The organism is Polyangium mundeleinium (assembly GCF_028369105.1).
Lineage (GTDB): Bacteria > Myxococcota_A > Polyangia > Polyangiales > Polyangiaceae > Polyangium > Polyangium mundeleinium.
On sequence record NZ_JAQNDO010000001.1, the window covers coordinates 6,846,602 to 6,871,012 of the forward strand.

At 68.1% G+C, this 24,411-nt stretch carries 21 protein-coding genes; 9 read left to right on the plus strand and 12 right to left on the minus strand.

The genetic code is table 11. The features are described from left to right. Positions 1-224: 224 nt before the first annotated feature. Positions 225-413, minus strand: a complete 189-nt coding sequence (locus POL67_RS27065; protein WP_271922125.1) for a hypothetical protein — start codon at positions 411-413, stop codon at positions 225-227. Between the two features lie 240 nt (positions 414-653). Continuing rightward, positions 654-1,940, minus strand: coding sequence for an APC family permease (locus POL67_RS27070; protein ID WP_271922126.1), 1,287 nt, complete (start codon positions 1,938-1,940; stop codon positions 654-656). 226 nt (positions 1,941-2,166) lie between these two features. Between POL67_RS27070 and gcvPA the strand changes: the two genes are divergently transcribed. The 3 genes from gcvPA (at position 2,167) to POL67_RS27085 (ending at position 7,429) form a co-directional block, all read left to right on the plus strand. Then, positions 2,167-3,534: an aminomethyl-transferring glycine dehydrogenase subunit GcvPA gene (gcvPA, locus tag POL67_RS27075; RefSeq protein WP_271922127.1), complete on the plus strand. Its 1,368-nt coding sequence runs from the start codon at positions 2,167-2,169 to the stop codon at positions 3,532-3,534. Continuing rightward, on the plus strand, positions 3,531-5,018 hold the full coding sequence (gcvPB, locus tag POL67_RS27080; protein WP_271922128.1) for an aminomethyl-transferring glycine dehydrogenase subunit GcvPB: 1,488 nt from the start codon (positions 3,531-3,533) through the stop codon (positions 5,016-5,018). Before gcvPA ends, gcvPB begins: the two co-directional genes overlap by 4 nt. A 1,625-nt stretch (positions 5,019-6,643) precedes the next feature. Then, complete coding sequence (locus tag POL67_RS27085; protein ID WP_271922129.1) at positions 6,644-7,429, plus strand: pentapeptide repeat-containing protein; 786 nt, start codon at positions 6,644-6,646, stop codon at positions 7,427-7,429. Between the two features lie 9 nt (positions 7,430-7,438). Here POL67_RS27085 and POL67_RS27090 read toward each other — a convergent pair whose 3' ends face one another. Together POL67_RS27090 and POL67_RS27095 are read right to left on the minus strand one after the other, a co-directional pair. After that, complete coding sequence (locus POL67_RS27090) at positions 7,439-8,080, minus strand: hypothetical protein (RefSeq protein ID WP_271922131.1); 642 nt, start codon at positions 8,078-8,080, stop codon at positions 7,439-7,441. Positions 8,081-8,171: 91 nt separating this feature from the next. Beyond that, positions 8,172-9,437, minus strand: a complete 1,266-nt coding sequence (locus POL67_RS27095) for a CAP domain-containing protein (protein ID WP_271922134.1) — start codon at positions 9,435-9,437, stop codon at positions 8,172-8,174. 164 nt (positions 9,438-9,601) lie between these two features. On the opposite strand from POL67_RS27095, the gene uxaC reads away from it, so the two are divergent. The 3 genes from uxaC to POL67_RS27110 are packed head-to-tail and all read left to right on the plus strand — an operon-like array spanning position 9,602 to position 13,111. Continuing rightward, complete coding sequence (uxaC, locus tag POL67_RS27100; protein ID WP_271922136.1) at positions 9,602-11,038, plus strand: glucuronate isomerase; 1,437 nt, start codon at positions 9,602-9,604, stop codon at positions 11,036-11,038. Continuing rightward, complete coding sequence (locus tag POL67_RS27105; protein WP_271922138.1) at positions 11,035-11,859, plus strand: SDR family oxidoreductase; 825 nt, start codon at positions 11,035-11,037, stop codon at positions 11,857-11,859. Before uxaC ends, POL67_RS27105 begins: the two co-directional genes overlap by 4 nt. Position 11,860: 1 nt before the next feature. Next, a complete protein-coding gene (locus POL67_RS27110; RefSeq protein WP_271922140.1) occupies positions 11,861-13,111 on the plus strand; it encodes a lactate racemase domain-containing protein in 1,251 nt (416 codons plus the stop codon). Here the strand turns inward: POL67_RS27110 and POL67_RS27115 are convergent. Genes POL67_RS27115 through POL67_RS27125 form a run of 3 tightly spaced genes read right to left on the minus strand, consistent with a single transcriptional unit; the run spans position 13,097 to position 15,875 of the window. Next, positions 13,097-13,891 carry an ATP-binding cassette domain-containing protein gene (locus POL67_RS27115; protein WP_271922142.1) on the minus strand — a complete coding sequence of 265 codons (795 nt, stop codon included), beginning with the start codon at positions 13,889-13,891 and terminating at the stop codon, positions 13,097-13,099. The genes POL67_RS27110 and POL67_RS27115 overlap by 15 nt on opposite strands. After that, a complete protein-coding gene (locus POL67_RS27120; protein WP_271922144.1) occupies positions 13,888-14,877 on the minus strand; it encodes an ABC transporter permease in 990 nt (329 codons plus the stop codon). The genes POL67_RS27115 and POL67_RS27120 overlap by 4 nt, the downstream gene beginning before the upstream one ends. 2 nt (positions 14,878-14,879) lie before the next feature. Continuing rightward, a complete protein-coding gene (locus tag POL67_RS27125; protein ID WP_271922146.1) occupies positions 14,880-15,875 on the minus strand; it encodes a sugar ABC transporter substrate-binding protein in 996 nt (331 codons plus the stop codon). Positions 15,876-15,999: 124 nt separating this feature from the next. On the opposite strand from POL67_RS27125, the gene POL67_RS27130 reads away from it, so the two are divergent. Further along, positions 16,000-16,779, plus strand: coding sequence for an inositol oxygenase family protein (locus POL67_RS27130; RefSeq protein ID WP_271922148.1), 780 nt, complete (start codon positions 16,000-16,002; stop codon positions 16,777-16,779). Here POL67_RS27130 and POL67_RS27135 read toward each other — a convergent pair whose 3' ends face one another. Next, positions 16,780-18,192 (minus strand): gluconokinase, encoded by a 1,413-nt coding sequence (locus POL67_RS27135; RefSeq protein ID WP_271922150.1) that lies wholly within the window; start codon positions 18,190-18,192, stop codon positions 16,780-16,782. It lies immediately after the preceding gene. A 79-nt stretch (positions 18,193-18,271) separates the two neighbouring features. Here POL67_RS27135 and POL67_RS27140 point away from each other — a divergent pair, with 79 nt between their 5' ends. Further along, positions 18,272-18,853 (plus strand): hypothetical protein, encoded by a 582-nt coding sequence (locus tag POL67_RS27140; protein WP_271922152.1) that lies wholly within the window; start codon positions 18,272-18,274, stop codon positions 18,851-18,853. Between the two features lie 5 nt (positions 18,854-18,858). On the opposite strand, the gene POL67_RS27145 is transcribed toward POL67_RS27140, so the two are convergent. The 4 genes from POL67_RS27145 to POL67_RS27160 form a co-directional block, all read right to left on the minus strand. Then, positions 18,859-21,138 carry a xanthine dehydrogenase family protein molybdopterin-binding subunit gene (locus POL67_RS27145; RefSeq protein ID WP_271922154.1) on the minus strand — a complete coding sequence of 760 codons (2,280 nt, stop codon included), beginning with the start codon at positions 21,136-21,138 and terminating at the stop codon, positions 18,859-18,861. Beyond that, entirely contained in the window at positions 21,135-21,602 is a 468-nt protein-coding gene (locus POL67_RS27150) for a (2Fe-2S)-binding protein (RefSeq protein ID WP_271922156.1), read from the minus strand. Before POL67_RS27150 ends, POL67_RS27145 begins: the two co-directional genes overlap by 4 nt. Continuing rightward, positions 21,599-22,180, minus strand: coding sequence for an Isoquinoline 1-oxidoreductase subunit (locus POL67_RS27155; RefSeq protein ID WP_271922158.1), 582 nt, complete (start codon positions 22,178-22,180; stop codon positions 21,599-21,601). The genes POL67_RS27150 and POL67_RS27155 overlap by 4 nt, the downstream gene beginning before the upstream one ends. Before the next feature lie 158 nt (positions 22,181-22,338). Further along, complete coding sequence (locus POL67_RS27160; protein WP_271922160.1) at positions 22,339-22,965, minus strand: SMI1/KNR4 family protein; 627 nt, start codon at positions 22,963-22,965, stop codon at positions 22,339-22,341. A gap of 268 nt (positions 22,966-23,233) precedes the next feature. Here POL67_RS27160 and POL67_RS27165 point away from each other — a divergent pair, with 268 nt between their 5' ends. Further along, a complete protein-coding gene (locus POL67_RS27165; protein WP_271922162.1) occupies positions 23,234-24,112 on the plus strand; it encodes a DUF1349 domain-containing protein in 879 nt (292 codons plus the stop codon). The last annotated feature ends 299 nt before the right edge of the window (positions 24,113-24,411 follow it).

Sequence of the window (24,411 nt, forward strand, 5' to 3'; positions counted from 1 at the left end):
GGTTCGTTCGGGGTTGTGGGGAGACGCCGGTCGGTGTTCCTGCACCGGCTGGCGTCGCTTGTTTGTCCCACGAGGAAGGGCAAAACTCAATAGGAAAATGGGGATTGGTTCGTCGCGGGACGACCCCACGATCCGCCGCGAAGGGCGCGAGGAGCCTCGTTATCGGTGCTGCGATCCAGGCCGTTTGGTGGGCCGCCTGTGAAGGACGGCCCGCCTTGCGGGGTTCACGAAGCGCAGCGGTAGACGAGGCGGCCCAGGGTGGCGATGACGTGGTCCATGCGGTCGAGCACCCGCGCATCGACCGTGCCGATGTACCGCATGGCTTGGGCGACCTGGACGCAGGCCAGCACCTCCCTTGCCGAGCCGAGGGAGGAAGCGTAGCGCTGGCGTTTGGTTCCGGCGTGATTGCCCATGCCCTCGGCAATGTTGACCTTTCGCCAAACGGCGACACCGCCTCTAGCGTTGGAAGGAACAGTGCGCCTTCCCACGCGGCCAACACCCGCGGGTGCGGCGGAGGCTCCGAAAGCAGCTTGGCCGTCGCATACACCACCTGCCACGCCAGGTAGTTGCGCCACACGGCCGGCTTGGTCGGCGAGCACATCAGCGGCCGGTAAGGACGAGCGAAATCGAACGCATGCGTGTCCCGTTGCGCGTCATGTTCCCGCCCTTCGGACATTCATCCCGAGGCTCGAGAGCGCTCCGATCGCGGTGAGCACGAGTCCGAGCAGCAGGACGCCCGGCGGGATCTGAGCGCTCAAGAACACGCAGAAGAGGATCCCCGCGATGGGCAGGAGCGGTATCCGCCCGACCGAGAGCCGGATGCGGAAAGGCCTCCTCCTGGCAGGGTCCTTGAATCTCAGGATGATGACGGTGGCGTTGACGGCGATGAAGATCAGAAAGACGGTGAAATTGGTGGCATTGGCTATGAAGGCGATATCCCCGACCGAGAGGAACAGAGCGGACGCCGCCGTCACCAGGGCGATGGCGACCCAGGGGGTCTGCCTCCAGCGGTGAACGCCCGAGAGGACGGCAGGGAGGGCCCCCGCGGCCGCCATTCCATAGATGATCCGCGAGGCAGCGAGCAGGAACATCAGCGCGGTATTCGTGGTCGCGAAGAGGGCAATCACCGAGACCACGATGAACACGTCGCGCCCGAGCGCGTGGCGGGCGACGTCCGCGAAGGGCGCCTGCGATGCGGAGAGCTCTCGCCATCCCACCACGGACACCGCGCTGATGGAGACGAGCACGTAAAGGACGATGGTGATCCCGAGAGAGAGCATGAGCCCCCTCGGTATCGTCTTCTCCGGCCTCCTGGTCTCCTCGGCGAGCTTCACCAGCCCTTCGAAGCCGACGTACGCGAAGAAGACGAGGGAAGATGCCTGGAAGACGCCCGCCAGGCCTTTCGGCGCCTCGAGGTAGTCCACCTCCCCGAGGTGGGGCAGGCCGAGGACGAGGAGAAGAACGACGCCCCCGGTCTCGATGAAGGTGGCCACGATGTTGAACCACGACGTCTCTTTGATCCCGCAAAAGAGCAGGAGACCGAGGAGCACGATGAGGCCGAGCGCGGCTGGAGTGACGGCGACGCCGGTGAGCACCGACAAGTAACCAGCGAAGCCGAGCGACACGGTGGTCGCCGCGAGGATCGCCGAGATGATGCTCAGCCAGCCGATCACGAACGCGATCCGCCTGCCCATGGCGTGGGAGACGTATTCATGCTCGGCGCCCGCGGAGGGGAACATGGATGAGAGCTCCGCATAGGAAAAGCCCGTGAAGGCCGCCATGAGCGCGGAGATCACGAAGGCCATCCAGACCGCGTTGCCGGCGAGGCCCGCGGCGTCCCCGAGCAGCGCATAAATGCCTGCCCCCAGGATGATGCCCACGCCGGCGAACGTGACTTCGGCGAGGCCGAGGGCCCTGCGGAGGGACGGTTGCGATGGCATCGATGACACCTCCTCATCGATGCCATTCTCATAATCGCCGCGCCGGCGAACGGCACCCCGCCCATGGCCTGCGCGGCGCGCTCGCCTCGTTATCGTCGCAGCCGAACGTTCGCTCCCGCCGTGAAGAGCGAGCCCGGCAAGGGCCCCCCCGCTGCCGATCTTGCGGTTCAACGGAGGCCCACCCAAGCTTCGCGCTCGAGCGCGTCACCCTCTGGAGTTCGTCACGATGGAGAGACATCCCGAGCCGCTCGTCTGTGGCTACAACGTCCACCGGGAGGCCGACCGGAAGGCCATGCTGGAGGCCCTCGGGCTCACGAGCATCGCGGACCTCTTCTCCCCCATTCCCCAGGAAGTGCGCCTCGACAGGGAGCTTCGCCTGCCTGCTCCCCACAACGAATGGGCGCTCGGCAAGCACCTCCGGGAGCTCGCGGGAAGGAACGCATCGACCCGGAGCCACCTGAGCTTCCTTGGCGGCGGGATCTACGAACACCACATCCCCGCGGTCGTCGACAGCCTCACCTCCAGCGAGGCGCTGCTGACGGCGTACACCCCCTACCAGCCGGAGCTGAGCCAGGGCTTGCTGCAGATCCTCTTCGAGTATCAGCGCATGCTCTCGCTGCTCTCGGGCCTGCGGGTCGTCAATTCCTCGCTCTACGACGGCGCGACGGCCATGGCCGAGGCGGCCTGGATGGCCTGCTCGGCCACGGGCCGGCGGCGCGTCCTCGCCTCCTCACGCATCTGGCCCGAGTGGAAGTCGGTCCTCGAGCTCTACATGCGCGGACGCGGGGGCGAGGTGGTCTACGTCGCCGCGGATCCCATCTCGGGCCGGCTCGATCCGCGCTCGCTCCAGGCATCCTTCGCGCGCCCCGCAGCCACCTTCATCCTGCAGACCCCCAATTCCCTCGGCATCCTGGAGGACATCCCAGCCGCGGCGGCCCTCTGCCGGCAGCACGAGGCCCTCCTCCAGGTCTCCTGCTACCCGATGACGCTGGCGCTCCTGAAGCCGCCCGGCGAGCTCGGGGCGGACATCGTGACGTGCGAGGGCCAGCCCCTCGGCCTGCCACTCTCGGCCGGAGGTCCCTACCTCGGGGTGCTCGCCTGCGAGAAGCGGCTGCGCGAGTTCATGCCGGGGCGCCTCGTCGGAGAGGTGCGGGACATCCATGGAAAGCCAGCCCTCGCGCTCGTCCTGGAGCGGCGCGAGCAGCAGGTGAGCCGCGAGAAGGCCACGAGCAACATGTGCACGAACCAGGCGCATCAGGCGATGCGCGCCGCCATTTACCTGGCGGCCCTCGGCGAGCGGGGCTTCCGGGAGATCGCCACACAATGTGCCGGCAAAGCCCGGTACCTTCACGAGAAGCTGCTCGCCATTCCCGGCGTCGAGCCTGCGGCGACCGGCCCCTTCTTCAACGAATTCGCGCTCCGGCTCCCCTGCTCCGTGCCGGTGTTCCTGGAGCGGATGCTGGAGCGGCGCGTGTTCGCCGGATTCGAGGTGGAGGAACACCTCCTCGTCGCGGTCACCGAGGTGAAAACGCGCGCCGAGCTGGACGAGGCCGCGGCCCTGTTCGCGGAGACCATCGGAGCGCTGGGACGATGAAGCAGACGATCTTCGACCTCTCCCGCCCGGGTGTGAGCGGAGCGGGCCTCCAGGATCCCGATTTCGGGGAGCTCGATCCTTCACGATGGTTCGACGCGGAGCTGCTCCGGACGGAGCTCATCGGGCTGCCCGAGGTCAGCGAGATCGAGCTCGTCCGCCATTACACGGCGCTCGGCCACCGCGCCTACGGCGTGGACGATGGCAGCTATCCGCTCGGGAGCTGCACGATGAAGTACAACCCCAAGCGCCACGAGCCCCTGGCGAACCTTTCGGGGTTCGCCCACGCCCACCCGAGGCAACCCGCGAGCACGCTGCCCGGCCTCTGGGAGCTGCTCTTCCATCTCGCCGAATACTTCGCGGAGCTCTCGGGGATGGACCACTTCACCCTCCAGCCCGCGGCCGGAGCCCATGGCGAGCTCACGGGGCTCATGATCATCCGCGCCTGGTTCGAGTCCCGGGGCATGAAGCGGGACGTGGTCCTCGTTCAGGACTCGGCCCATGGCACCAATCCCGCGTCCGCATCCATGGCAGGCTATCGCTGCAAGATGATCCGGACGACCCCGGAGGGATTGACCGACCTCGGCACGCTCGAGGCCGCGCTCGACGACTCGGTCGCAGCGGTGATGCTGACCAACCCCTCGACCCTCGGGCTCTTCGAGAAGAACATCCGAAAGATCGCGGAGCGCGTCCACGAAAATGGCTCGCTCCTCATCTGCGACGGCGCCAACATGAACTCGCTGATGGGGATCGTCCGGCCCGGCGACATGGGATTCGACGTCCTCCAGCTCAACACCCACAAGACGTTCTCGACCCCGCACCTGTCCGGAGGACCGGGCTCGGGGCCGTGCGGCGTCAAGGCGTTTTTGGAACCCTTCCTGCCGATTCCAGTGATCCGCCGGGATGCGCGCGGATACTTTCCGGATGAAGACCGGCCGCAATCGATTGGCCGGATGAAGTCGTTCTACGGCCACGTCCGTGTCTTGATCCGGGCCTATTGCTACATCCTGACCTCTGGTTCCCGGGGCCTGCGCACGGTGTCCGAGAACGCCGTGCTCAACGCGAACTACGTCCAGGCCCGCTTGTCACCCTACCTGCCCCCGGTCTTCGGCGGCACGTGCATGCACGAGTGTCTGCTGAGCACTGCGAAGCTCCCGGTGAGCGCCTTCGACTTCGCCAAGCGGCTCATCGATTACGGCGTGCATCCCCCGACGCTGGTGGGAGCCGGCTGCGTGTACTTTCCCGGCCACCTGCGCGACGCGATGCTGATCGAGCCGACGGAGACGGAGACGCGAGAGTCACTGGATCGGATGATCGAGAAGTTCCTCCGTGTCGCGCAGGAGGCCACCGAGGATCCGGAGCTGATCCGGACGGCGCCCCATACCCGCGAGGTCGGGAAGATTCTTCCGTCGGGCTCTCACCGGAGCCAGCGGGCGCACGAGCAGAAGCGCCCAGCGCTGGAGCCGCCCGGAGCAGACGTGCCATGATTTCGGAGGTGGCCGCCGTCCAGGCGAGCTCGGACGCGTTGCTCGACGAAGAGGCGTCGCCCCGACCATCTTCGCGCTCTTCGAGTTGTCCGACCGCTGGCTCGGCGATCGTCGGTATTTCGTGATGGCCGATATCTCGAAAGTGGCCAGCATCGCGCCGGATGCACGCCGGGATCGCATCGGATCCGCGGGCGGCGCATATCGCAGGACTTGCCGTCCTGGGGTCGAGCTCTCATTTGCGGGCGCTCATGACGATGATGAGCAAGGCGCTCAGTGCATTGGCAGGGGGAAAGCTGGGAACGAGGCGGCAGTTGCAGAGGGTTGTCGTCGGGCACGCTCCGCGGATGATAACACCCCGTGTATCCACGCGTCGAGGAACGATGACACAACGCACGGCGAGAACGCACACGGCGTTGCCTTGTCCCGGATGCGGTCTGGCGATGCCAGCTCGATCCCGGCCAGCGCGGGATCCCCACGCATTTGGTGCCATGGGTTCACCACGAGCCTCCCCCGCACCCGCACGCGCACACGTGCCCCTTCGCGTTTTCAGTCCGCTCTCGCCCAAAGATGGCGGCGCGGAAGGTGCGCTCGAGCCTGGGCATGGGATCGGGCGCCTTTCCGGCCGAGCTCCTTGTAAAAGAAGTTGAAGCGAAGCACGGCCTGGGACTTGGGGCTCATGGGGAGCAAGACGGTGCGTTTGGCGAAAGGTCAACGATGCAGCCATTCGTGACGTCGACGCAGACGAAAACCTGAGCCATCTCATGATGTTAGCGTTCTTCAGGTAAAAGCTCTCCATCGCTTCGGCCAGATTCAGCGCGACGCTATGCATGGCCCTGCGCATTTGCCGAGCCAGATCCGAATCCCTCCGTTCGATCTGCTCCGCGATACCCGCTGCGTCTCCAGCCATGGCCAAAACGACATCATAGATCCTCAGCATGACGAACCCTCCACCCGACGACCCAATCGCCGGGACCCTCGTCCCGGACCGTCGCGCGGAGGCCTCTTCAAGGCTGCGCAGCACCGCGCGGAGCAGCACGCAGTGCTGCGAGCCCGGCGAGCACGGCTTGGCCTTGAAGAGGCCGAGCACGACGGTACGATCGCTGTCCCCGAGCGGGGCTCCTCTGCATACCTGCCCGCGCTCCCACTCCCGCTCCCGCTCCCACTCCCGCTCCCGCTTCCGTCTCCGCCGCCGCTTTGCGTCGAGGTCCCTCGACCTCCGGCAGGAGGTCCCTCGACCTCCGGCAGGAGGTCCCTCGACCTCCGGCAGGAGGTCGGTCCTCCCCGTCAGGAGATCGTCGGCCTCTGCCCGGACATCACCCACCTCCGCCCCGAGGCCGCCTTCCTCCGCGTGGAGATGCTCCACCCCCCGAAGGAGGTGGCCGATCTCCCCCGAGGGGTGCCCCCTTCTCCACCGGGAGTTCGTTCCTCTCCGACAGGACATCCCCCGCCTCCGCCACGACGTCGCCCAGCGACGGCAGGAGCACATCGATCCCCGAAAGGACGTCCCCCGCCTCCGCCAGGAGCTCAACAACCCCCGCCCGCAGGTCGCCGATCCCCCGCACAACGTACCGCCCGCGACGGTTGGCGCCGGAGTTGCAGCCTCGCGGCGGAAGGAGCCGCCACCGATGCCCTTCCGCTCGCCGCTGCCCGCCGCCGCATCCTTCCTGCTCACCGCCGCCTGCCTCGGCGCAGCCCCCGCGGCCTACGCGAACGCCGACCTGGAGAAATTACTCGCCACCGGCGCTTGCGCCGGGTGTGATTTGCGAGGCGTCAACCTGGAAGGGCGAGTCATCACGATCCAGACGCTCAGCCACACGAATCTGTCGGGTGCGAACCTCAGCCGGATCGAGCTCCGGGCGCAATCCATCAGCCACGTCGATTTCACGAACGCCAACCTGCACGGCGCCCGCATCTGGGCGAACAGCATCGGCGACAGCCAGTTCGTGGACACCGATCTGAGCGAGGCCTACCTGGGCACATCGAGCGGACACGGACAACGCTGGATCTTCACGCAGAACCGCTTCCTCTCGTCGAACCTACGGAAAGCGCGGATCGAGACGGACATCTGCTACCACTCCCATTTCGAGAACTCGGACCTCACGGGCTTCAGCATGATCTCCTACGAGGTCATCCGCTACTGCACCGTGACGAACGCCAAGGCCGACCAAAGCACCTGGGACGGCTTCTTCATCAACCAGGTCTTTTCGAAGACGAGCCTCGTCGGCGCGAGCTTCACCGAAGAAAAGCAGAGCAACGTCGATTTCCTCGGCTGCGACCTCCGGAACGCCGTCCTCGGCGACGTCGACGGACAGGCCCGCAACAACTACACGGACAGCAACCTGAGCGGCGCCAGGATCAAAGGGGTCGTTTGCGCGGAGGGATCCGTCGGCGCGTGCAATCCGGGCTCCTGAGTTCGCGGTTCATCTCCACGTGACTTCGCCTTCGAGCCGGCACACCGGAACGCCATACGCCGTTCCGTCGGGCTCCGCGCTCGGGAATTCGCAGTGGAGGTCCCTCGCGCCGGCCATGAGGACCATCTCCCCGCCCGCCGCGGCCATGATCGCGCCGAGCCAGCGCGCCAGGATCACGGGCACGCCGCGGACGGCGAGCGAAACCCGCCGCGGAGCGACGATCCGCGTCTGGAACTTGCCGAACGAATAATACATCGACGGGACACGCGGGGCCCATACCGCCACGCTCTCGGTCGAGACGGCCCGGAGCAGGACACTGTAAAACCCCTTGAGCCGCTCGCGCGCGTGCCACACGCCGAGCTCGCGCGCGTGCTCCTCGAAAGGCACGCCGCGGACGCGCGCCGCCGCGTCCTGGAGGTAGATGTTGGGCAGCGAGTCGTACCACGCCGACACCTCGAATCGCTGCTCGAAGAACTTCCCGAGCTCGGGCGTCGGCAGGCTTTGCCGGAGCGCGGCAAGTCCCCCCGGGACGCGCTTGTTCATGAAGTCGTGGTTTCCGCGATAGACATGGCCCTTCTGCCGGAACGGGCTCGCCCCGGGAGCAAAAGGGAGGTCGGGCGGGAGGTCGAACCGCGCGTCGGTGAGAAGCATCGGTGCCGGCCCTCATGCTACCGGGTCGGCGCGCAGCGGGGCAACAGCGACCGCTCGTGTTTGCGCCTCCGCCGTCGCGTCCGCAATCAGCCTATCGACGCGCCCGTCGTCGCGCCCATGCGGCGAGCGCGAGGACCACGAGCCCGCCGCCTGTCGCCTCGAAGCCGACGGGCGCAACGCGGCATCCGCATCCGGACGCGCCGCCGCTGTCGTCGCCGTCGTCGCTGCCGCCTGCGCCGCCGCTTCCGCCTGCGCCGCCGCTCCCCGCGCTCCCGCTCGTGCCCGCTCCCGCGCCACCTTCCCCCGAGCTCGGGGGTGTCCCGGCGCAGGGAGCCTCGAATCGCGCGGCCGAGAAGTCGGGGCACTTGTCGGCGCTCACGTTGATCGGAACGCCGAGGGTCCCGGTCGTGGGATAAATATGCTCGGTGCCATTGCCATCGACGATGTGAAAGAAATACCGATGGCACCCCGATTCGAGGGTCATCGCCTTCTCGTAGGTGCCATGCGCCTCCGCGCCGTACTTCAGCGCGAGGGGGTCGCAGACCGCTTCCCCTCCGTCGAGCGAGCGCACGACGCGAGCGACCTTCGGGGCCCCACCCCCAGGCAAGTAGTAGGTGATCCCGAACGTCGGGTTCGTCACGGGCGCTTCTTTGACCATGAACGAGCCGTCACGGCTGAGGTCATAAAAATGGGTCCCGTCGCCCGCCACGGGGTAGGTGCCTTGGACGCCGAACACGAGGTGGTGGACATGGCGGTTCGCGAGGACCGCGCCCGTGCCGAGCGCGGTGACGCCGGCGCTGTTGATCGACGCCCAATGCGCGTTGGAGATGATCCACGAGAGCATCGCGAGTTCGGGCTTCGAGTTGCCTTCTTCGCCGTTCTCCCCCGTGGCGCGGTCCGAGAAGTGCGAGAAGCGTTCGCCCTGGCTCGTGACGCCGCACGTCGTCACGGCGCCTTCGCAGTGCGTGTCCTCGTCCTGCCCGACGAGCACGCAGCAGCTCGAATGATCGGCGCAGAGCGGGCACGTGGTGGTGGCGATGTGGTTCGACTGGAAGTGCGCGGCGCGGGCGAGGTCGGCGACGAGCTCGAGCGGCGGTGTCGGGCTCGGGATGGGCCGGCCCGACGGTGTGGTCCCGTCGGGGCTCGGGAGGGCATCAAAAGGCGCCGGGGCGGCGCGAATGCGGTTCGTCCAGAACCCGAGGACCCGCTCGTCGTGGTTGGGCAGCTCTCCCACGGGTTCCCCGATGGCCTGCTCTACCGAATCGTAGGTCTCCGCCGGCGTGACCGCGCAGCTCGCGAGCAGCGCCACACCGGCGAGGGGTCCGCAAAGCGTGCGGACGACGTGGCTGGTATTCATGCCCGCAGCGTAAGCCGACTGCGTGGCGGGACGATCGCAAAAAGGGCGACCTGCCATGAAATCCACATCCGGCGCCCCGCGGGCGCGAGCCGCGTTCGCCTGGCTGATCCACAGGGACACGCGCTGGGCTTCGCCCTCGCATGCGCGTCCCTATACTGGGAGGGATGCCGCCCCGCTGGTCGCTCGACCCCGACCGCCTTTTTTCCGCGGAATCCTCGCAACGAGCGTCCGCCCGGGAGCTCTATGCCCTGGTGCGTGACTTGCCCATCGTGAGCCCGCACGGTCACGTGGATCCGGCGCTCCTCGCGGATCCTGACGCGCGCTTCGGCTCGCCCGCCGACCTGTTCGTCCTGCCGGACCATTACGTCTGCCGCATGCTGCACAGCCGCGGCGTGCCCATGGAAGACCTCGGCCTCCCGACCCGCGACGGGAGCCGCCACGAGCGTGGTCACCGTCGCGTCTGGCAGCGCTTCGCCGACCATTTTTACGTGTTCCGCGGAACGCCGAGCGGGCTCTGGCTCTCGGACGTGCTCCTTTCGGTGTTTGGTGTGACGGAGCGGCTCGACGGAAAAAACGCCCAGCGCATCTACGATCACCTCGCCGAGCGCCTCGAACAGCCGGCGTTTTCTCCGCGCGCGCTCTACGAGAGGTTCCAGATTCGCATTCTCTGCACCACGGACGGCGCCGCGGATTCGCTCGAACACCACCGCCGCCTCCAATCCGAGGGCCGCTTCGACGTGCGACCGACGTTCCGCCCCGACGCGGTCGTCCACCTCGGCACGCCCGGCTTCCGTGACAACATCGAGCAGCTCGGCGCGGCCGCCGGCCTCGAAATCACGACCTACGCCGATTACATCCGGGCCCTCGAAGAGCGCCGCGCCACGTTCAAGGCGCTCGGCGCCACCGCCACCGACCACGGCGCCGTCACGCCGCACGCCGAGCGGCTCGGCCCCGCCGAGGCCGAACGAATCTTTTCGCGCGCGCTTCGGGGCGAGGCGGACGAAAAAGACGCCGCCCGGTTCTCGGCCCACATGCTCATGGAAATGGCGCGCATGAGCATCGACGATGGCCTCGTCATGCAGCTCCACGCCGGCAGCCTGCGCGACCACCACAGCGCGCTCTTCACGCGCTTCGGGCCCGATCGCGGCGCCGACATCCCCGTCGCCACCGAATGGACACGAAACCTGCGGCCGCTGCTCGAAGCGTACGGCGACGATCCGCGCTTCCGGCTCCTGCTCTTCACGCTCGACGAGAGCACCTACGGCCGCGAGCTCGCCCCGCTCGCCGGGTATTATCCGGCCGTCCTCCTGGGCCCGCCCTGGTGGTTTTTCGATAGCCCGAATGGAATGGTCCGTTTCCTCGATCAGGTCACGGAGACGGCCGGCCTCTACAACACGGCGGGGTTCACCGACGACACGCGCGCGTTTTGCTCGATCCCGGCGCGGCACGACGTCTGGCGCCGGGTGAGCTGCAACTGGCTCGCGGGGCTCGTCGTGACGGGCAGGCTCGACGCGGAGGAGGCCGCGGAGCTCGCGACGGAATGCGCGGTGGGCCTGGCCGAGCGCGCCTATCGGCTCGGCGCGGAGGATCTTTCCCCATGAATCCTGCGGCGCTCTTCGACATTCGCGGCGAGGTGGCGGTCGTCACGGGCGGCAGCGGCGTGCTCGGCGCCACGTTTTGCCGCACGCTCGCCGCGGCGGGCGCGTTCGTGGCCGTGATGGGGCGGCGGCGCGAGCCCTGCGAGACCGTGGCGGCGTCGATCCGCGCGGAAGGCGGCGAGGCCCTCGTGGTGCCGTGTGACGTGCTCGACGCCGAGGCGCTCGAAGCGGCGGCGCGGCATATCGAGGCCACGCTCGGCCCGGTGACCATCCTCGTGAACGGGGCAGGGGGCAACCACCCGAAGGCGACGACGGGCCCGGATCGTAGCCTGTTCGAGCTGGATCCAGCGGGGTTCGGCGCGGTCTTCGATCTGAACGTGCAAGGCACCCTGAGGCCCTGCCAAACCTTCGGGCGTGGCATGGCCGCGCGGGGCCGGGGCAGCATCGTGAACATCACGTCCATGAGCGCCGAGCGGCCGCTCACGCGCGTGGCCGCGTACGGCGCGGCGAAGGCCGCCGTCGTCAACCTGACGCGCTGGCTCGCGGTCCACATGGCGCAGATGTACGGCCCCCACATTCGGGTCAATGCGCTCGCGCCCGGGTTCTTCTTGACAGAACAAAACCGGTTTTTGCTCACCGATCCCGCGACGAACACGTTCACGGAGCGGGGGAGGGCGATCGTCTCGCACACGCCGATGGGGCGGATGGGCGCGCCGGTGGATCTTTCGGGCGCGCTGCTTTTCCTGGTCAGCCCGGCGTCGGCCTTCGTGACGGGGGTGGTCTTGCCGGTGGACGGCGGGTTCTCCGCCCAAAGTGGGGTGTGAGATGCTGATCGGCCAGGGTTCTCCCGGAGAGCCCCTCACGGACGAGGCCGTCCACCGGATCCTCGACGAGGCGCTCGCCGCGCTGCCGCTCACGGGCAAGCGGCTCCTCGTCCTTCTTCCCGACGCGACCCGCACGGCGCCGATCCCGCTTCTTTTTCGGCTCCTCCACAGGCTGCTCGCAGGACGCGTCGCGCGCCTCGATTACCTGATCGCCCTCGGCACGCATCCGCCCATGGATGCGGCCGCCATCGAGCGGCTCGTCGGGAGAGACGCGCCGGGTCGCGACAGTGGGCGGACCTCGATCTTCAATCACGCGTGGGACGATCCGGGCGCGCTTTCGACCCTCGGCGTGATCGGCGAGGACGAGATGGCGCGCCTCACGGGCGGGCTGCTCGCGGTCGCGACCGAGGTGCGGATCAACCGCCGGATCTTCGAGTACGATCAGATCCTGATCTGCGGCCCGGTGTTCCCGCACGAGGTGGTGGGGTTTTCCGGGGGCGCGAAGTATCTGTTCCCGGGCATCGCGGGGCGCGAGATCATCGACACGACCCACTGGCTCGGGGCGCTCTCGACGAGCATGTCGACGATCGGCGTCAAGGACACGATGGTCCGGCGGGTCATCCACCACGCGGCCGAATTCGTGCCGGTGCCGGTGCTCTGCGCGGCCCTCGTGCTCCGCGGCGCGGCTCTCCACGGGCTTTACGTCGGTCCGCACGCGCAGGCGTGGAGCGCGGCGGCCGATCTCTCCCATGAGCTCAACATCGTCCACACGAAACGGCGTTACAAGCGCGTGCTCTCGCTCCCCTCGACGAAATACGCCGACCTCTGGACCGCGGCCAAGGCGATGTACAAGACGGAGCCCGTGGTGGAGGACGGCGGCGAGGTCGTCATTTACGCGCCGCACCTCGCGGAGGTCTCGTTCACGCACGGCGCGCGCATCGATCGGGTCGGCTACCACGTGCGGGATTATTTCCTCGCGCAATGGGACCACTTTCGCACGATCCCGCTCTCCATCCTCGCGCACAGCACCCACGTGAAAGGCGCGGGCAGCTACGACGCGCAGCAGGGAGAGCGGCCGCGGATTCAGGTGACGCTCGCGACGGGGATCCCGGAAGAGCGCTGCCGGCGGATCAACCTCGGGTTTGCCGATCCCAGACACATCGATCCGGCCGCGTGGGAGGGGCGGGAAGAGGAGGGGATCCTGCTCGTGCGAAACGCGGGCGAGGTGCTTTACCGGTTACGAGGCGCGTAGCTCGTGCTGGAGGTGCTCCAGCTCCTCGCCGCCCGCCATCCGCCGGACCAGCTCGTCGCGCGTGATGTCCGCCTTGGCAAAGGTTCCCTCGCAGCGGCCCCGGTTCAGGATCGTGAATCGATCCCCGACCATGTGCGCGTGGTGTGGGTTGTGGGTGATGAGAATCACGCCGCACCCGCGGGTGCGCGCCTCCATCACGTACCGCAGGACGATGCCCGCCTGCTTCACGCCGAGCGCGGACGTGGGTTCGTCGAGCACGAGCACGCGTGCGCCGAAATGAATCGCCCGCGCAATCGCGAGCGCCTGGCGTTGCCCACCCGAGAGCGCCGAGACCGGCACCGACAGGTCACGAAGCTCGATCCCCATTCGCTGGAGCTCGGCGCGCACCACCGCCTCGCCCTCGCGCAAATCGAGGCGCCGGAGGGGTCCCACCCCGCGCGTCGGCTCGGCGCCGAGGAAAAAATTGCGAACGACCGAGAGCATCGGGACCATGGCGAGGTCCTGGTAGACGGTGGCAATGCCCCGGGCGAGGGCGTCGCGCGGCGAGGAGAACCGGACGGGCTCGCCGTCCACGAGCAGGCGCCCCTCGTCCGGCGGATGGACGCCCGACAGGGTCTTGATGAGCGTCGATTTGCCGGCGCCGTTGTCGCCGAGGACGCACAGGATCTCGCTCGTATACACGCGCATCGAGACATCTTCGAGCGCAGTGATACGGCCGAATCGCTTGGTGATGTGCTCCGCTTCGAGGATCGGAGCCAAACCGTTCGTCTCTTGGCTCATCGCCGCGCCTCCGCCGCCCGCGTCTGGACGGAGCTGTTGAGGAGCACCGCCAGGATCAGCACCGCGCCGAGGAAAACCTTGTACCAGTCCGAATCCACGCCCGAAAACACGATGCCCTGTTGCACCATCCCAAAAAGGAGCGCGCCACAAGCCGCGCCGACGACGGAGCCACGCCCGCCCGTGAGCAGCGTGCCGCCGAGGACCGCGGCGAGAATGGCTTCGAGCTCCTTGCCCGTGCCGCGCAGAACGTCGGTGCCGCGGAATTGCACGGTTTGAAACGTGGCGACCAGGCACGCCGCGAGCGCCGTCGTCATGAAAAGAAGGATCTTTACGCGGTCGACCGGAATGCCCAGCCGGCGCGCGGCGTCCGGCGCGCCGCCGACGGCAAAGATCCAGTTCCCGGGGCGCGTGTGCACGAGGACCCACGTCGCGAGCGCGGTGAGGCCCACCCACCAGAGCAGCGTGATCGAAAAGGGCCCGATCTGCCCGGCGAAGAGCTTCTGCGCCGCGCCGAACCCGCCCGCGTCTTCGAGGCCGCCCACCTGGGTTCGTCCGGTGATGAGGCGCGTCGTGCCAATCGTGCCGCCGGCCAGGATGAAGAGCGTTCCCAGCGTGACGATGAACGAGGGCAATCGCGTGCGGGTGACGATCAGGCCATTGACGAGGCCCACGCAGGCCGAGAGCGCCGCGGCCGCCGCGATGCCCGCCCACAAGGGCCAGCCGAGCTCGGTCGTGCACAGCGCGACGGTCATGCCGCTCGCGGCGATGGTCGAGCCGATGGAGAGGTCGAACTCGCCCGCGATCATCAAAAGCGCGACAGGCACGGCCAGGAGCCCAAGCTCCGCGGCGATGGCGAGGTAACTCGCCGTCCCGGAGAGCGTCAAAAACCCGGAATCACCGGCCGTGACGGCGAAGAAGAGCCAGGCGGCCACCACGGCGGCCACCACGCCGAACTCGGGGCGGGAGAGCCATTTGCGCACGGACACGGCTACCGAATGCCTTTCTTGCTCGCGTCGATCACGGCCGCCGCGTTCTCCCGCGTGACGAACGAGGGCCCCGTGGGGATGGCCTCCGCCGCGGGGAGCACGCCGTGCTGGGCGTATTGCGTGAGCAGGACGATGGCGAGATACCCTTGCAGATATTGCTGCTGATCGATGGCGAACAGGATCTGCCCGTCCCGGACCGCCGCGAGGATCTCGGGCGAAAGATCAAAGGTCGCGAGTTTCGTCGTGCCGAGCCGGTTCGCCGACGGAAGCGCCGCGAGGGCCGCGCGCGCGGCGGCCGGGCCCAGCGTGAAGACGCCATCGACCTCGGGCCTCGTCGCGGCCAGGATCTTTTGCTGCATGTCCGTGGGGCTCGCGGCATTCACGGAGAGCACGCGGCCCTCGCCGCCGGCCTTCGTGAGCGCGTCGAGGAAGCCGCGGCAACGCTCGTCCTGGGACACGTTGCCGACCTCGTGGTTCACGCAGATCGCGTGGCGCACGCCGGCGCGCGCGAGGCGCTCGCCGCCGGCCTTCCCGGCGTCGTATTCGCTCTGGCCGATGTGCAGGAGCGCGCCCATCTTCCGCGCCTCCTCGCCGCCGGCGTTGATGGTGATGATCGGGATGCCCGCGTCGCGCGCGGCCTGGAGGGAGCGCGCGAGGGCGGCGGGATCGGGCATGGAGATGATGAGCCCGTCCGGCTTGCGGGCGACCTCGGCGTCGATGAGGCGGCTCATCGCGACCATGTCGAAGGCCTGGGGCGCCTGGTAGGTGACGGTGACACCCATGTCCTTCGCCGCCTGGTCGATGCCGTTTTTCACCACGGACCAGAATGGATCGGACGCCTGGCCGTGGGTGACGACCGCGATGCGCGGGCGCTCGCGGGAATCACGCGTGGTCGCGCTCGCGCGCTCGCCCCTGCCGCACGCGGCGGCGAAGAGGGCAAGGAGGCAGCCGAGGACCCTCCACAACGCCGAGCGGCGGACGGAGAACTCTCTGTTCATGTTCCCATTTCCTCGCGGAGACCCGGAGCCGCGACCTTTCGAGAATCCTAGCGCTGCCCGGCCCTTCGCGCTATTGCCCGAGACAATGCAGGCGATAGAGGACAGGAAACGAGCAGGCACCGCTGTGAAAAAGGAAACCTCGGAGTTCCGCGATTACCGCGCCGAGGCGAGGCCCAGCGTCAAGGAGCTTTATCGGCTGAACCACGAGAACCAGACGCTCTCGTTCGTGAAGGAGAAGGAGCGCCAATACCTGAGCCTGCATCGGCACCGGGCGGGGATGTGGGAGGTGCTCGAGCTGCTCGATCGGCTGGTCGACGACAGCGATCCGGACACGGAGCAATCCCAGATCGCGCACGCGCTCCAGTCCGCGGAGGCGGCGCGGCGCGACGGCCAGCCGCCGTGGTTCGTCCTGACGGCCCTCATCCACGACGCCGGAAAAATCCTTTGCCTGTGGGGCGAGCCGCAATGGGCTGTCGTGGGCGACACGTTCCCCTTGGGCTGCGCGTTCTCGGATCGGATCGTCTTCCCCGAGCTCTTCGCGAACAACCCGGACCTGCAAAACCCGCTCTACCAGACGCCGTGTGGCATCTACGAGGAGGGCGGGGGGCTCGCGCAGGTCCACATGTCGTGGGGGCACGACGAATACCTCTACCACGTGGTCAAGGACTACCTCCCGATGGAGGCCCAGTACATGGTCCGGTATCACTCGTTCTACGCGGCGCACCGCGAGGGGGCCTATGGGCACCTGATGAACGAGCAGGATCGGCGAATGATGGAGTGGGTGCGGCGGTTCAATCCGTACGATCTCTACTCGAAGGCCGACGCGCCGCCGGACGTCGCTCGGCTGCGTCCGTATTACCAGGACCTCATCGCGAAGTATTTTCCGGCCGAGCTCCGCTGGTAATCACGGATAAAGCCTCCGATACAGCTCGATCTGCCGCTCCTTCGCGGCCCGATAGACGTCGGCGAGCTCCGGCCGCGGCGCGAAGATCCGGGAAGCGGACGGGGCGAGGTCGGCGAGGGATCCCAGGCCGCGCGCCTCCAGCGCCAGCATCGCCGCGCCGCGCACCGTCGCCTCCTCGCCCATGAGATGAACGGGCGTTTGCATGGCGTCCGCGAACATCTGCGCCCAGGCAGGCGAGGCGGAGAGCGCGCCGCCGCCGGCGTGAAGGGCGCCCGTGCCGCCGAGCGCGTCGAGGATCTGCGCGAGGCGCAAGGTGATGGATTCGTACAAGGCCTGGACGATGTCGCGCGGAGTCGTGGACAGGCGCAAGCCGTGCAAGGTGGCCGTCGCGTCCGGTCGATAGCCGGGGCTGCGCTCGCCCGCGAACATGGGCAATACGGTGAGCCCATGCGCGAACGGCTCCCCGAACACGAGGGGCTCGCCGTCGATCCTCAGATTCGCGCACGCCCAGGCGTGGGCATTTCCCCCTTCGCTCGTGGCGCCTCCGAGGAGCTCGTGCGTCTCGTCGATGCCATAGGCCCAGAGCCCCTTCGGCACGGGGCACGGCGGAGCCTCCGCGACACGCATCTGCCGCAGGGCCGCGGTCGTCCCGACGGTCAGCGAGGTGCTCCGCGGCGCGATCGCCCCGCTGCCGAGATGCGCCGCCACGCCGTCGCCGAGGGCCAGGAAAAACGGCGCGTCGCGGAGCGCGGGCCAGCGCTCGGCATGCGCCGGCGCGAGGCCCCTTTCGGTGTGCCGCGATCCTGCGAGCGGCGGGAGTTTTTCCAGCGCGAGCCCGAGGATGCGCAGCCATTCGGGCGACCAGCGCCGGGATCCGCGGTCGAGCAGGCCACTCCAAGCCGCCACCGAAAGGCTGCACGGCACCTCCCGGCCGAACCAGGCGCGATAGAGGTACGTGCCGACATCGAGCCACATCGCAGGCGTGATCCGCCCGCTCCGCGCATACCAGCGCAGCCGCGCGGGGTGATACGCGGTATGCAGGGGGCAACCCGTCGCCTGGTACAAGGGGGCGACGTCGACCTCGCTCCGAAATGCCTCGACATCCGCAGCCGGGCGGGTGTCGGCATAGGTGAACACGGGGGTCACGGGCTGATTCGCGGCGTCCACGCCGAGCAGGTTCCCCACGAACGTCGCCAGCGCGACCGCGTCGATCGGCGGCGCGTTCGCCACGACCCGGTCGACGCACCCTTCGACGGCGCCCCGCAGCGCGCGCGCGAAAAACTCCGCGGTGCCGTCCGCGGCCACCGTGAAGGCATGGGATTCGGCCGATTCCGCGACGATACACGCGCTCCCATCACAAATGGCGGCGCGCACCGACGAGCTGCCGACATCGATCACGAGGACGTGCGCCATGGGGGTTTCCTACCGCGAATCACGCCGCTCGGCATCCCGGGCTCTTGCCTCGGGGGCGAGAGGCCTGGCAAGCTGGGGCATGGCGTTCGCGGACCTCGTGCCCTTGCGTCGGCGTTTTCTCGTCGCAGCGAGCGGGCTCCTCTTCATGCTCGGGTGCAAGGACATGGGGCCGGAGCAGCCGAACACCGCGTCGACCGGCATCGGGGCGGCCGCGGCGCCGCTTCGCCCCCCGCCGCCGTGGCTACCGCCCAATTACACCGAGATTCCCTGGTCCGAGGCGGTCGCGCTCATCCAGCGCCAGGCAGTCGATCGCGTGTTCGGGACCAAGACCCGCCGCGTGTACGTGGTCGAGCGGAACGGCGAAAAACGCTACACCACCGCGCCCAGGCTCGGCGACCTAGCCGAGCTGATGGCGCAGATCCCCCGGGAAGAGCGCAAGTTCCTTTACAAGGACGACATCGAGGAGATCTCCTGGGCGGAGGCCGAGTCGCTCATTCGAGCCAAAAGGGTGGAATCCGTCTCGCTCACCCATTTCAGCATGGTGTCGTTGTACATGAAGGGGGGAAGGTATCCCCTCGCCATCGCGCCCTCGGAGAAGGACCTGCGAAAGATCCTCGACGAGGTGGATCCTTCGGGAAACCTCCTCGGCACGATCGAGTAACCGGCTTATACGGAAAGCCCCCGCACGAGCGGGATCTCGCGGATGCGTTTGCCCGTCAAGGCGAACACCGCATTCGCCAGCGCCGGTCCGACCGGCGGCACGCCCGGCTCGCCCACGCCGCACGGGGGGCTGTCGCTCGGCACGAGGTCCACGTGGATCTTCCGCGGGACCTCGCCGATCCGCGCGATCCGCGCGTCCCGGAAGTTCGATTGCTGCGTCGCGCCGTCCTTCATGGTGATCCCGCCGAAGAGCGCATTGCTGATCCCCATGACCACCGAGCCCTGCATCTGCGCGTGGGCGCGCTCCTGGTTGACCACCAGGCCGGCGTCCATGCAGATCCAGGCCTCATCGACGCGGACCTTGTTCCGCTCGTCGGGCACGACGGCCAGGACCACCGCCGTGTACGAGACGAAGCTCCGGTGCGCGGCGAGACCGTACCCGCGGCCGTCCTTCTTCCGCCCGCTCCAGTTCGCGGACGCCGTGACCCGCTCGATCACGCGCCGCAGACGGCCCGCGTCGACCGGGTGTTTTTCGAGGCTCTCCCCGTAATTCGCGAGCTTCTCGACGCCGAGCGCCGCGAGGCCCATGATCCGCGGCGGGCCGATGATGTCGAGCCACACCTCCCGCGGATCCGCGCCGCGCGCGTGCGCGATTTCATCGATGAGCGAGCCGATCCCGAAGGCGTGGAAGATGTTGTACACCGACCGATACCAGCCAATCCGCACGTGCGGCTTGGCCTGGCACGCCTCGGCGCGGACGTTCGGCACGTCGATGGCCAGATCGAGCACGCCTTGCTGGAGGTCCGTGATGCCTGGTCTGTCGTTGTCGCTGAAGAGGGAGCTGATCGGCGGGAACGCGGTCCGGTGCCGCCACGCGATCACCTTGCCATTCGCGTCGAGACCCGCGCGAATCTGCTGGGCGTTCACCGTGTTGTAATAGTCGTGGTGGATGTCGTCCTCGCGCGTCCATTGCACGCGCACCGGGACGCCCGCCTCGCGCGCGAGGAACGCCGCTTCGGCGGAGAAGTCCGCCTTCGATTTCCGCCCGAACCCGCCGCCGAGCAGCGTCACATGCACGGTGACCACGTCCTCGCCGAGGCCGAGCGTCTTCGCCACCTGCGTCCGCGCCGCCTGCGGGTGCTGCGTCGGCGCCCAGACCTCGCAGCGCCCACCGGACACCCGCGCGAGGGCCGCGGGCGGCTCCATCGAGAGGTGCGCGAGGTGCGGGACCACGTAGTCCGCCTCCACGATCCGCGCCGCCTTGGCGAACGCGGCGTCGACGTCGCCGACGTTGCGGTACGTCGTCCCCGGCGCGTGCACGGAGGCGAGCAGGGTGTCCCGGTAGGCGACCGAGTCGTAGACCGCGTTGTCCCCGGGATCCCACGTGATGTCGAGCGCCGCGCGCCCACGCATCGCGGCCCACGTGTTCTCCGCGAGCACGGCGATCCCGCCCCAGGGCTGGAATCCATAAGGCCGCATCGCCGCGGGCATCTCGACGACGCGCTTGACGCCAGGGATCTGGAGGGCGCGCGTGGCGTCGTACCGGGCGACCTTTCCCCCGACCACGGGCGGCCGCGCAATCACCGCGATCAGCATGTCCGGCAGCTTCAGATCGGCCCCGAACACCGCCTGACCCGTCACGTAGGCCGGCCCGTCGAGGAGCGGCAAGGACGTGCTGTTCGCCCACCCGAGCTCACTCTTCGGCCGGAGTTTTACGTCCGCGCGCTTGGGCACGGGCAATTTCCCCGCCGCCTCCGCGAGCTCGCCGAAGCCGAGCGAACGTTTCGTCGGCGCGTGGACGACCATGTTCCCCCGCGCCTCGCACGTCTCGGGTTTCACCTTCCATTTCGCCGCCGCGGCCGCGACGAGCATCGTCCGCGCGGTGGCGGCGACGTACCGGAGGTCGTCGTAAAACTTCCGGATGCTGCTCGATCCGTCGGTATTCTGGTCGCCGTACTTCTTGTCGCCGTCGGCCTGGCGAATCACGACGCGCTTCATGTCCGCGCCGAGCTCGTCGGCGAAGAGCACCGGAATCGTGCTCCGCACGCCCTGGCCCATCTCGGAGCGATGACAAACGAGCGTCACCGTCCCGTCCGGCGCGACGTGGACGAACGGGTTCGGATGAAGCCCCGGGCCGTCTTCGGGTGCCGCCGCCCGCGGGCCGGGTCCGGCGCGGCCGCTCGGCTCGTCGGCGAGGGCAGGCAGGCCAATCGCGAGACCGGCCAACGAGAGGTTCAGCCCGACGAGGAACGATCGCCGGGTCACGCGCATGGCATCCTGGCTCATTGCTCGCCCTCCGGCATCCCAGAGACCTTGCGGATCGCCGCGCGAATCCGCGAATACGTGCCGCATCGGCAGAGGTTGCCCGCCATCGATTGCTCGATCTCGTCGTCGGACGGCTTGGGCTTCGCCTTGAGCAAGGCCGCCGCGGTCATGATCTGCCCGGCCTGGCAATACCCGCATTGCGGCACGCCGAGCTCGACCCACGCGCGCTGGAGCGGATGGCTCCCGTCCGGCGAGAGGCCTTCGATCGTGGTGACGGAATGCCCGTCGGCGCGACGAACCGGGGTCACGCACGCGCGCACGACCTGCCCGTCGAGGTGCACGGTGCACGCGCCGCAGAGCGCCTCGCCGCACCCGTACTTCGTCCCGGTCAAGCCGAGGACGTCGCGGATGGCCCAGAGCAGGGGCATTTCGGGGTCGACATCGAGCGTCTTTTCGACGCCGTTCACGCGGATACGCACGCTCATGGTTTCGCCCCTTCCGCGGGGCACTCCGCCCCGGACTCCGCCCAGGCCGCGACGATCGCGCCGAACTGCTCTTGCGTCCCCGGGACCGGCTCGCGATCCGCCCCCGGATGCCATCCCCAGCCGACGAGCGCGTCGTGGGCATTGTGCTCGACGATCGCAGCGAGGGACTTGCCGCCGTTTCGCTTGGGATCCTTGATCTGCTCGCAGATCTCGCGCGGCGACTTGCCGACCCACGCCATCCCGAGCGGCGCGAGCGCCCAGTGGGGCGCGCCGGGGACGCGGGTGAGCGCCTGGTTTTTGTCCTGGTGGCAGCTCGTGCATTCCATGCCGACCACGCCGTGGTTGTCGGGCCCGCGCACGGCCGGCGGGTCGTGGAGCTGCATGTTCATGCCCTGGTGGGGGATGTCGCCGTTCGGATGGCAGTTCACGCAGCGCGGGTGCGTGAACACACGGCTCGCTTCGAGGAAGAGGGCCTGCGAGCGGGCGCGCTTGTCCTCGATGCCCGCGAAGTCGGGAGGCGCGCGGAGCTCGCCAGGCGCGACCTTCCGAAGGGCTGTGGGGCCTTTCGGCGTGTCCACGGTCGGACCTCCGCATCCGGCGAACACGAAGGCCACCGCAAAAGGCAGGAGCCGCTGGTGCATGCGCGTGCATAGCGCAGAAGCGGGCGGCCGGCCATCGGCCATTCCCGCAGCGGCCCTCGTGCTTTCGCGTCGGGAAAAACCCGAGCGCACCAGGGTCAGAAGGTGGTGTGTCCGCGGCGCGCGGCGGCGAGGCGTCCTCGCATCTCGTCGAGCGCGTCGTCGAGGTGCGCGCGAAAGGGGGTGCGCTCGCCGGACCAGTCGATGCCGTGGTCGGTGCCCACACCGACGAGGCCGGTTCCTCGGAAGAAGCCGGGCCAGTCGTAGAACGACGAGAAGTCGAAGATACGCACCTCGTGGTCGAAGTCGCCTTCGTCGACCTGGGGTCCTTCGTCGATCTCGCCGCCGACCCAGATGTCGACGCCGTCCATGAAATTCTCCCACGACCGATCGAGGACCACGTCGAGAGGCGGCAGGAGGAGCACGCCGTCCTCCTTCGCATTCTCGATCGTGTCGAAGAGCGCGTACTCCCACGGCACCACGCCCCGCAGGAACTTGTCCTCGCGACCGACGTAGCGCGGGCTCTTCGCCGCCATCCACCGGATCTGCACGGCGCCCACCTCCGCGTAGAAGGCGCGCACGTCGTCGGGCACGGGGCCGCCGAACCAGGCCTCGAGGCGCGCGAGCGTTTCGGCCGACGCGGGCGGCCCGAGCTCGGCGCCGAGCACGACGACCTCGGGCGCGCGGCGGAGCTCATCGATCAGGGTCGCAAAAGGGTCTCGCATGGTCTTCTCCCCATATCAGGCCGAGGCGACCTCCTCCAAGGTCCATCGTGTCGAAGCGTTCATGCACGCGATGCATCGAGGTGCATGAAATCATATCACTTCCTTCATCGGGAAGGTTCAGCGCAAAGTCCTCCCATGTCGGAGGGCGCGGGACATCGCGACCATCGCGCTCGGTCTTGAATCACTCGCCAAGAGAATCCACATGCTGACCAAGTTCAAAAAAGAAGATGCCCTCCGGAATCAGGAGCGCAAGAGCCCCCCAAGGCACATGGCCGTCATCGCCCTCGCGCTTGGTGCTGCGACGTTTGCCAGTGGCTGCTTCGTGAGCCATGTGGACCGGGTGGGGCCCGAGTGGGACGTTCATGCGGACGAGAAAACGCTCGCCGTCGACGCCTCCCCCCAAGGCAACGATGACCTCGCGCCGCTGAGCGACGAATTCGAGGACGCTTCCACGCTGCAGCAGTGGGCAAAGCTGAGCGACGTGGAGGGATGGCCGGATGAGATCAAGAAGCTGGACGTGAGCACGGCGAACCCAGGAAATCTCACCTTGGAACCCTATGCGAGCTTCTGGTTCGGCGATTTTCACGCGCCGTTCCTCTTCAAGAAGGTGACGGGTGATTTCATCGTCACGACGCGCGTGCTGGTCACGGGCGCGACCGCAGACGTACCCGCGCGGGGGTATTCACTTGCGGGTCTGCTCGCTCGCGCGCCGCACGACGAAGGGCGCAAGAATTGGAAGGAAGGCACGGAGAACTGGATCTTCATCACCGCCGGGACCGGCGACGGTGACGGCGTCCCTCAGTTCGAGACGAAGAATACCAAAGACAGCTCGAGTCGGCTCGAGCTCAGCCCGCGAACCCCCGGCTGGGTGGAGCTTCGTATTGCGCGCGTCGGCACGCGCATCACGCTTCTTCGTCGTGCGGAGAAGGAAGACTGGCGCGTCATGCGCCGGGAGGAGCGTCCCGAGCTGCCGCAAACGCTTCAGGTGGGGCTCATCGCGTACACGGACTACGACTCGCTGAAGTGGGACCTGATCTTCAATCGTGTCGAGAGGTATCACCACCGCGTCATCACCGACGGAGTGCCGGACCTCATCAGTCGCTTCGACTACGTTCGCTTTCAGAGGCCACCGGTATCCAAGCGGTGATCGAGGAGGGCGATGCGGTCCTAGCTTCCGCGTGCCACCCAAGATCCCGGTTGCACACGGGAGGTCCGCTTTGGGGCCTCCCCAAACCTCCTGCAGGCCCCCCACGCTTCCCTTTGGGGCCTCCCCAAAGACCACCCCGACCGCCGGGACCTGGCTTTGGGGCCTCCCCATGACGCATCCCGAGCGCCCGGCTCTCGCTTGGGGGCCTCCCCATGGCACATCCCGAGCGCTCGGACCTCGCGTTGGGGCCTCCCCATGGCACATCCCGGCCGCCCGGACCTCGCTTGGGGGCCCTCCCG

Bases quoted from the DNA above. Each gene is read 5' to 3' on its own strand.
- POL67_RS27070 (WP_271922126.1), bottom strand. From the start codon at position 1,940: ATGCCATCGCAACCGTCCCTCCGCAGGGCCCTCGGCCTCGCCGAAGTC.
- POL67_RS27085 (WP_271922129.1), top strand. From the start codon at position 6,644: ATGCCCTTCCGCTCGCCGCTGCCCGCCGCCGCATCCTTCCTGCTCACC.
- POL67_RS27145 (WP_271922154.1), bottom strand. From the start codon at position 21,138: ATGAGCCAGGATGCCATGCGCGTGACCCGGCGATCGTTCCTCGTCGGG.
- gcvPB (WP_271922128.1), top strand. From the start codon at position 3,531: ATGAAGCAGACGATCTTCGACCTCTCCCGCCCGGGTGTGAGCGGAGCG.
- POL67_RS27065 (WP_271922125.1), bottom strand. From the start codon at position 413: ATGGGCAATCACGCCGGAACCAAACGCCAGCGCTACGCTTCCTCCCTC.
- POL67_RS27105 (WP_271922138.1), top strand. From the start codon at position 11,035: ATGAATCCTGCGGCGCTCTTCGACATTCGCGGCGAGGTGGCGGTCGTC.
- POL67_RS27115 (WP_271922142.1), bottom strand. From the start codon at position 13,891: ATGAGCCAAGAGACGAACGGTTTGGCTCCGATCCTCGAAGCGGAGCAC.
- POL67_RS27165 (WP_271922162.1), top strand. From the start codon at position 23,234: ATGGCCGTCATCGCCCTCGCGCTTGGTGCTGCGACGTTTGCCAGTGGC.
- gcvPA (WP_271922127.1), top strand. From the start codon at position 2,167: ATGGAGAGACATCCCGAGCCGCTCGTCTGTGGCTACAACGTCCACCGG.
- POL67_RS27160 (WP_271922160.1), bottom strand. From the start codon at position 22,965: ATGCGAGACCCTTTTGCGACCCTGATCGATGAGCTCCGCCGCGCGCCC.
- uxaC (WP_271922136.1), top strand. From the start codon at position 9,602: ATGCCGCCCCGCTGGTCGCTCGACCCCGACCGCCTTTTTTCCGCGGAA.
- POL67_RS27140 (WP_271922152.1), top strand. From the start codon at position 18,272: ATGGCGTTCGCGGACCTCGTGCCCTTGCGTCGGCGTTTTCTCGTCGCA.
- POL67_RS27150 (WP_271922156.1), bottom strand. From the start codon at position 21,602: ATGAGCGTGCGTATCCGCGTGAACGGCGTCGAAAAGACGCTCGATGTC.
- POL67_RS27135 (WP_271922150.1), bottom strand. From the start codon at position 18,192: ATGGCGCACGTCCTCGTGATCGATGTCGGCAGCTCGTCGGTGCGCGCC.
- POL67_RS27090 (WP_271922131.1), bottom strand. From the start codon at position 8,080: ATGCTTCTCACCGACGCGCGGTTCGACCTCCCGCCCGACCTCCCTTTT.
- POL67_RS27095 (WP_271922134.1), bottom strand. From the start codon at position 9,437: ATGAATACCAGCCACGTCGTCCGCACGCTTTGCGGACCCCTCGCCGGT.
- POL67_RS27125 (WP_271922146.1), bottom strand. From the start codon at position 15,875: ATGAACAGAGAGTTCTCCGTCCGCCGCTCGGCGTTGTGGAGGGTCCTC.
- POL67_RS27110 (WP_271922140.1), top strand. From the start codon at position 11,861: ATGCTGATCGGCCAGGGTTCTCCCGGAGAGCCCCTCACGGACGAGGCC.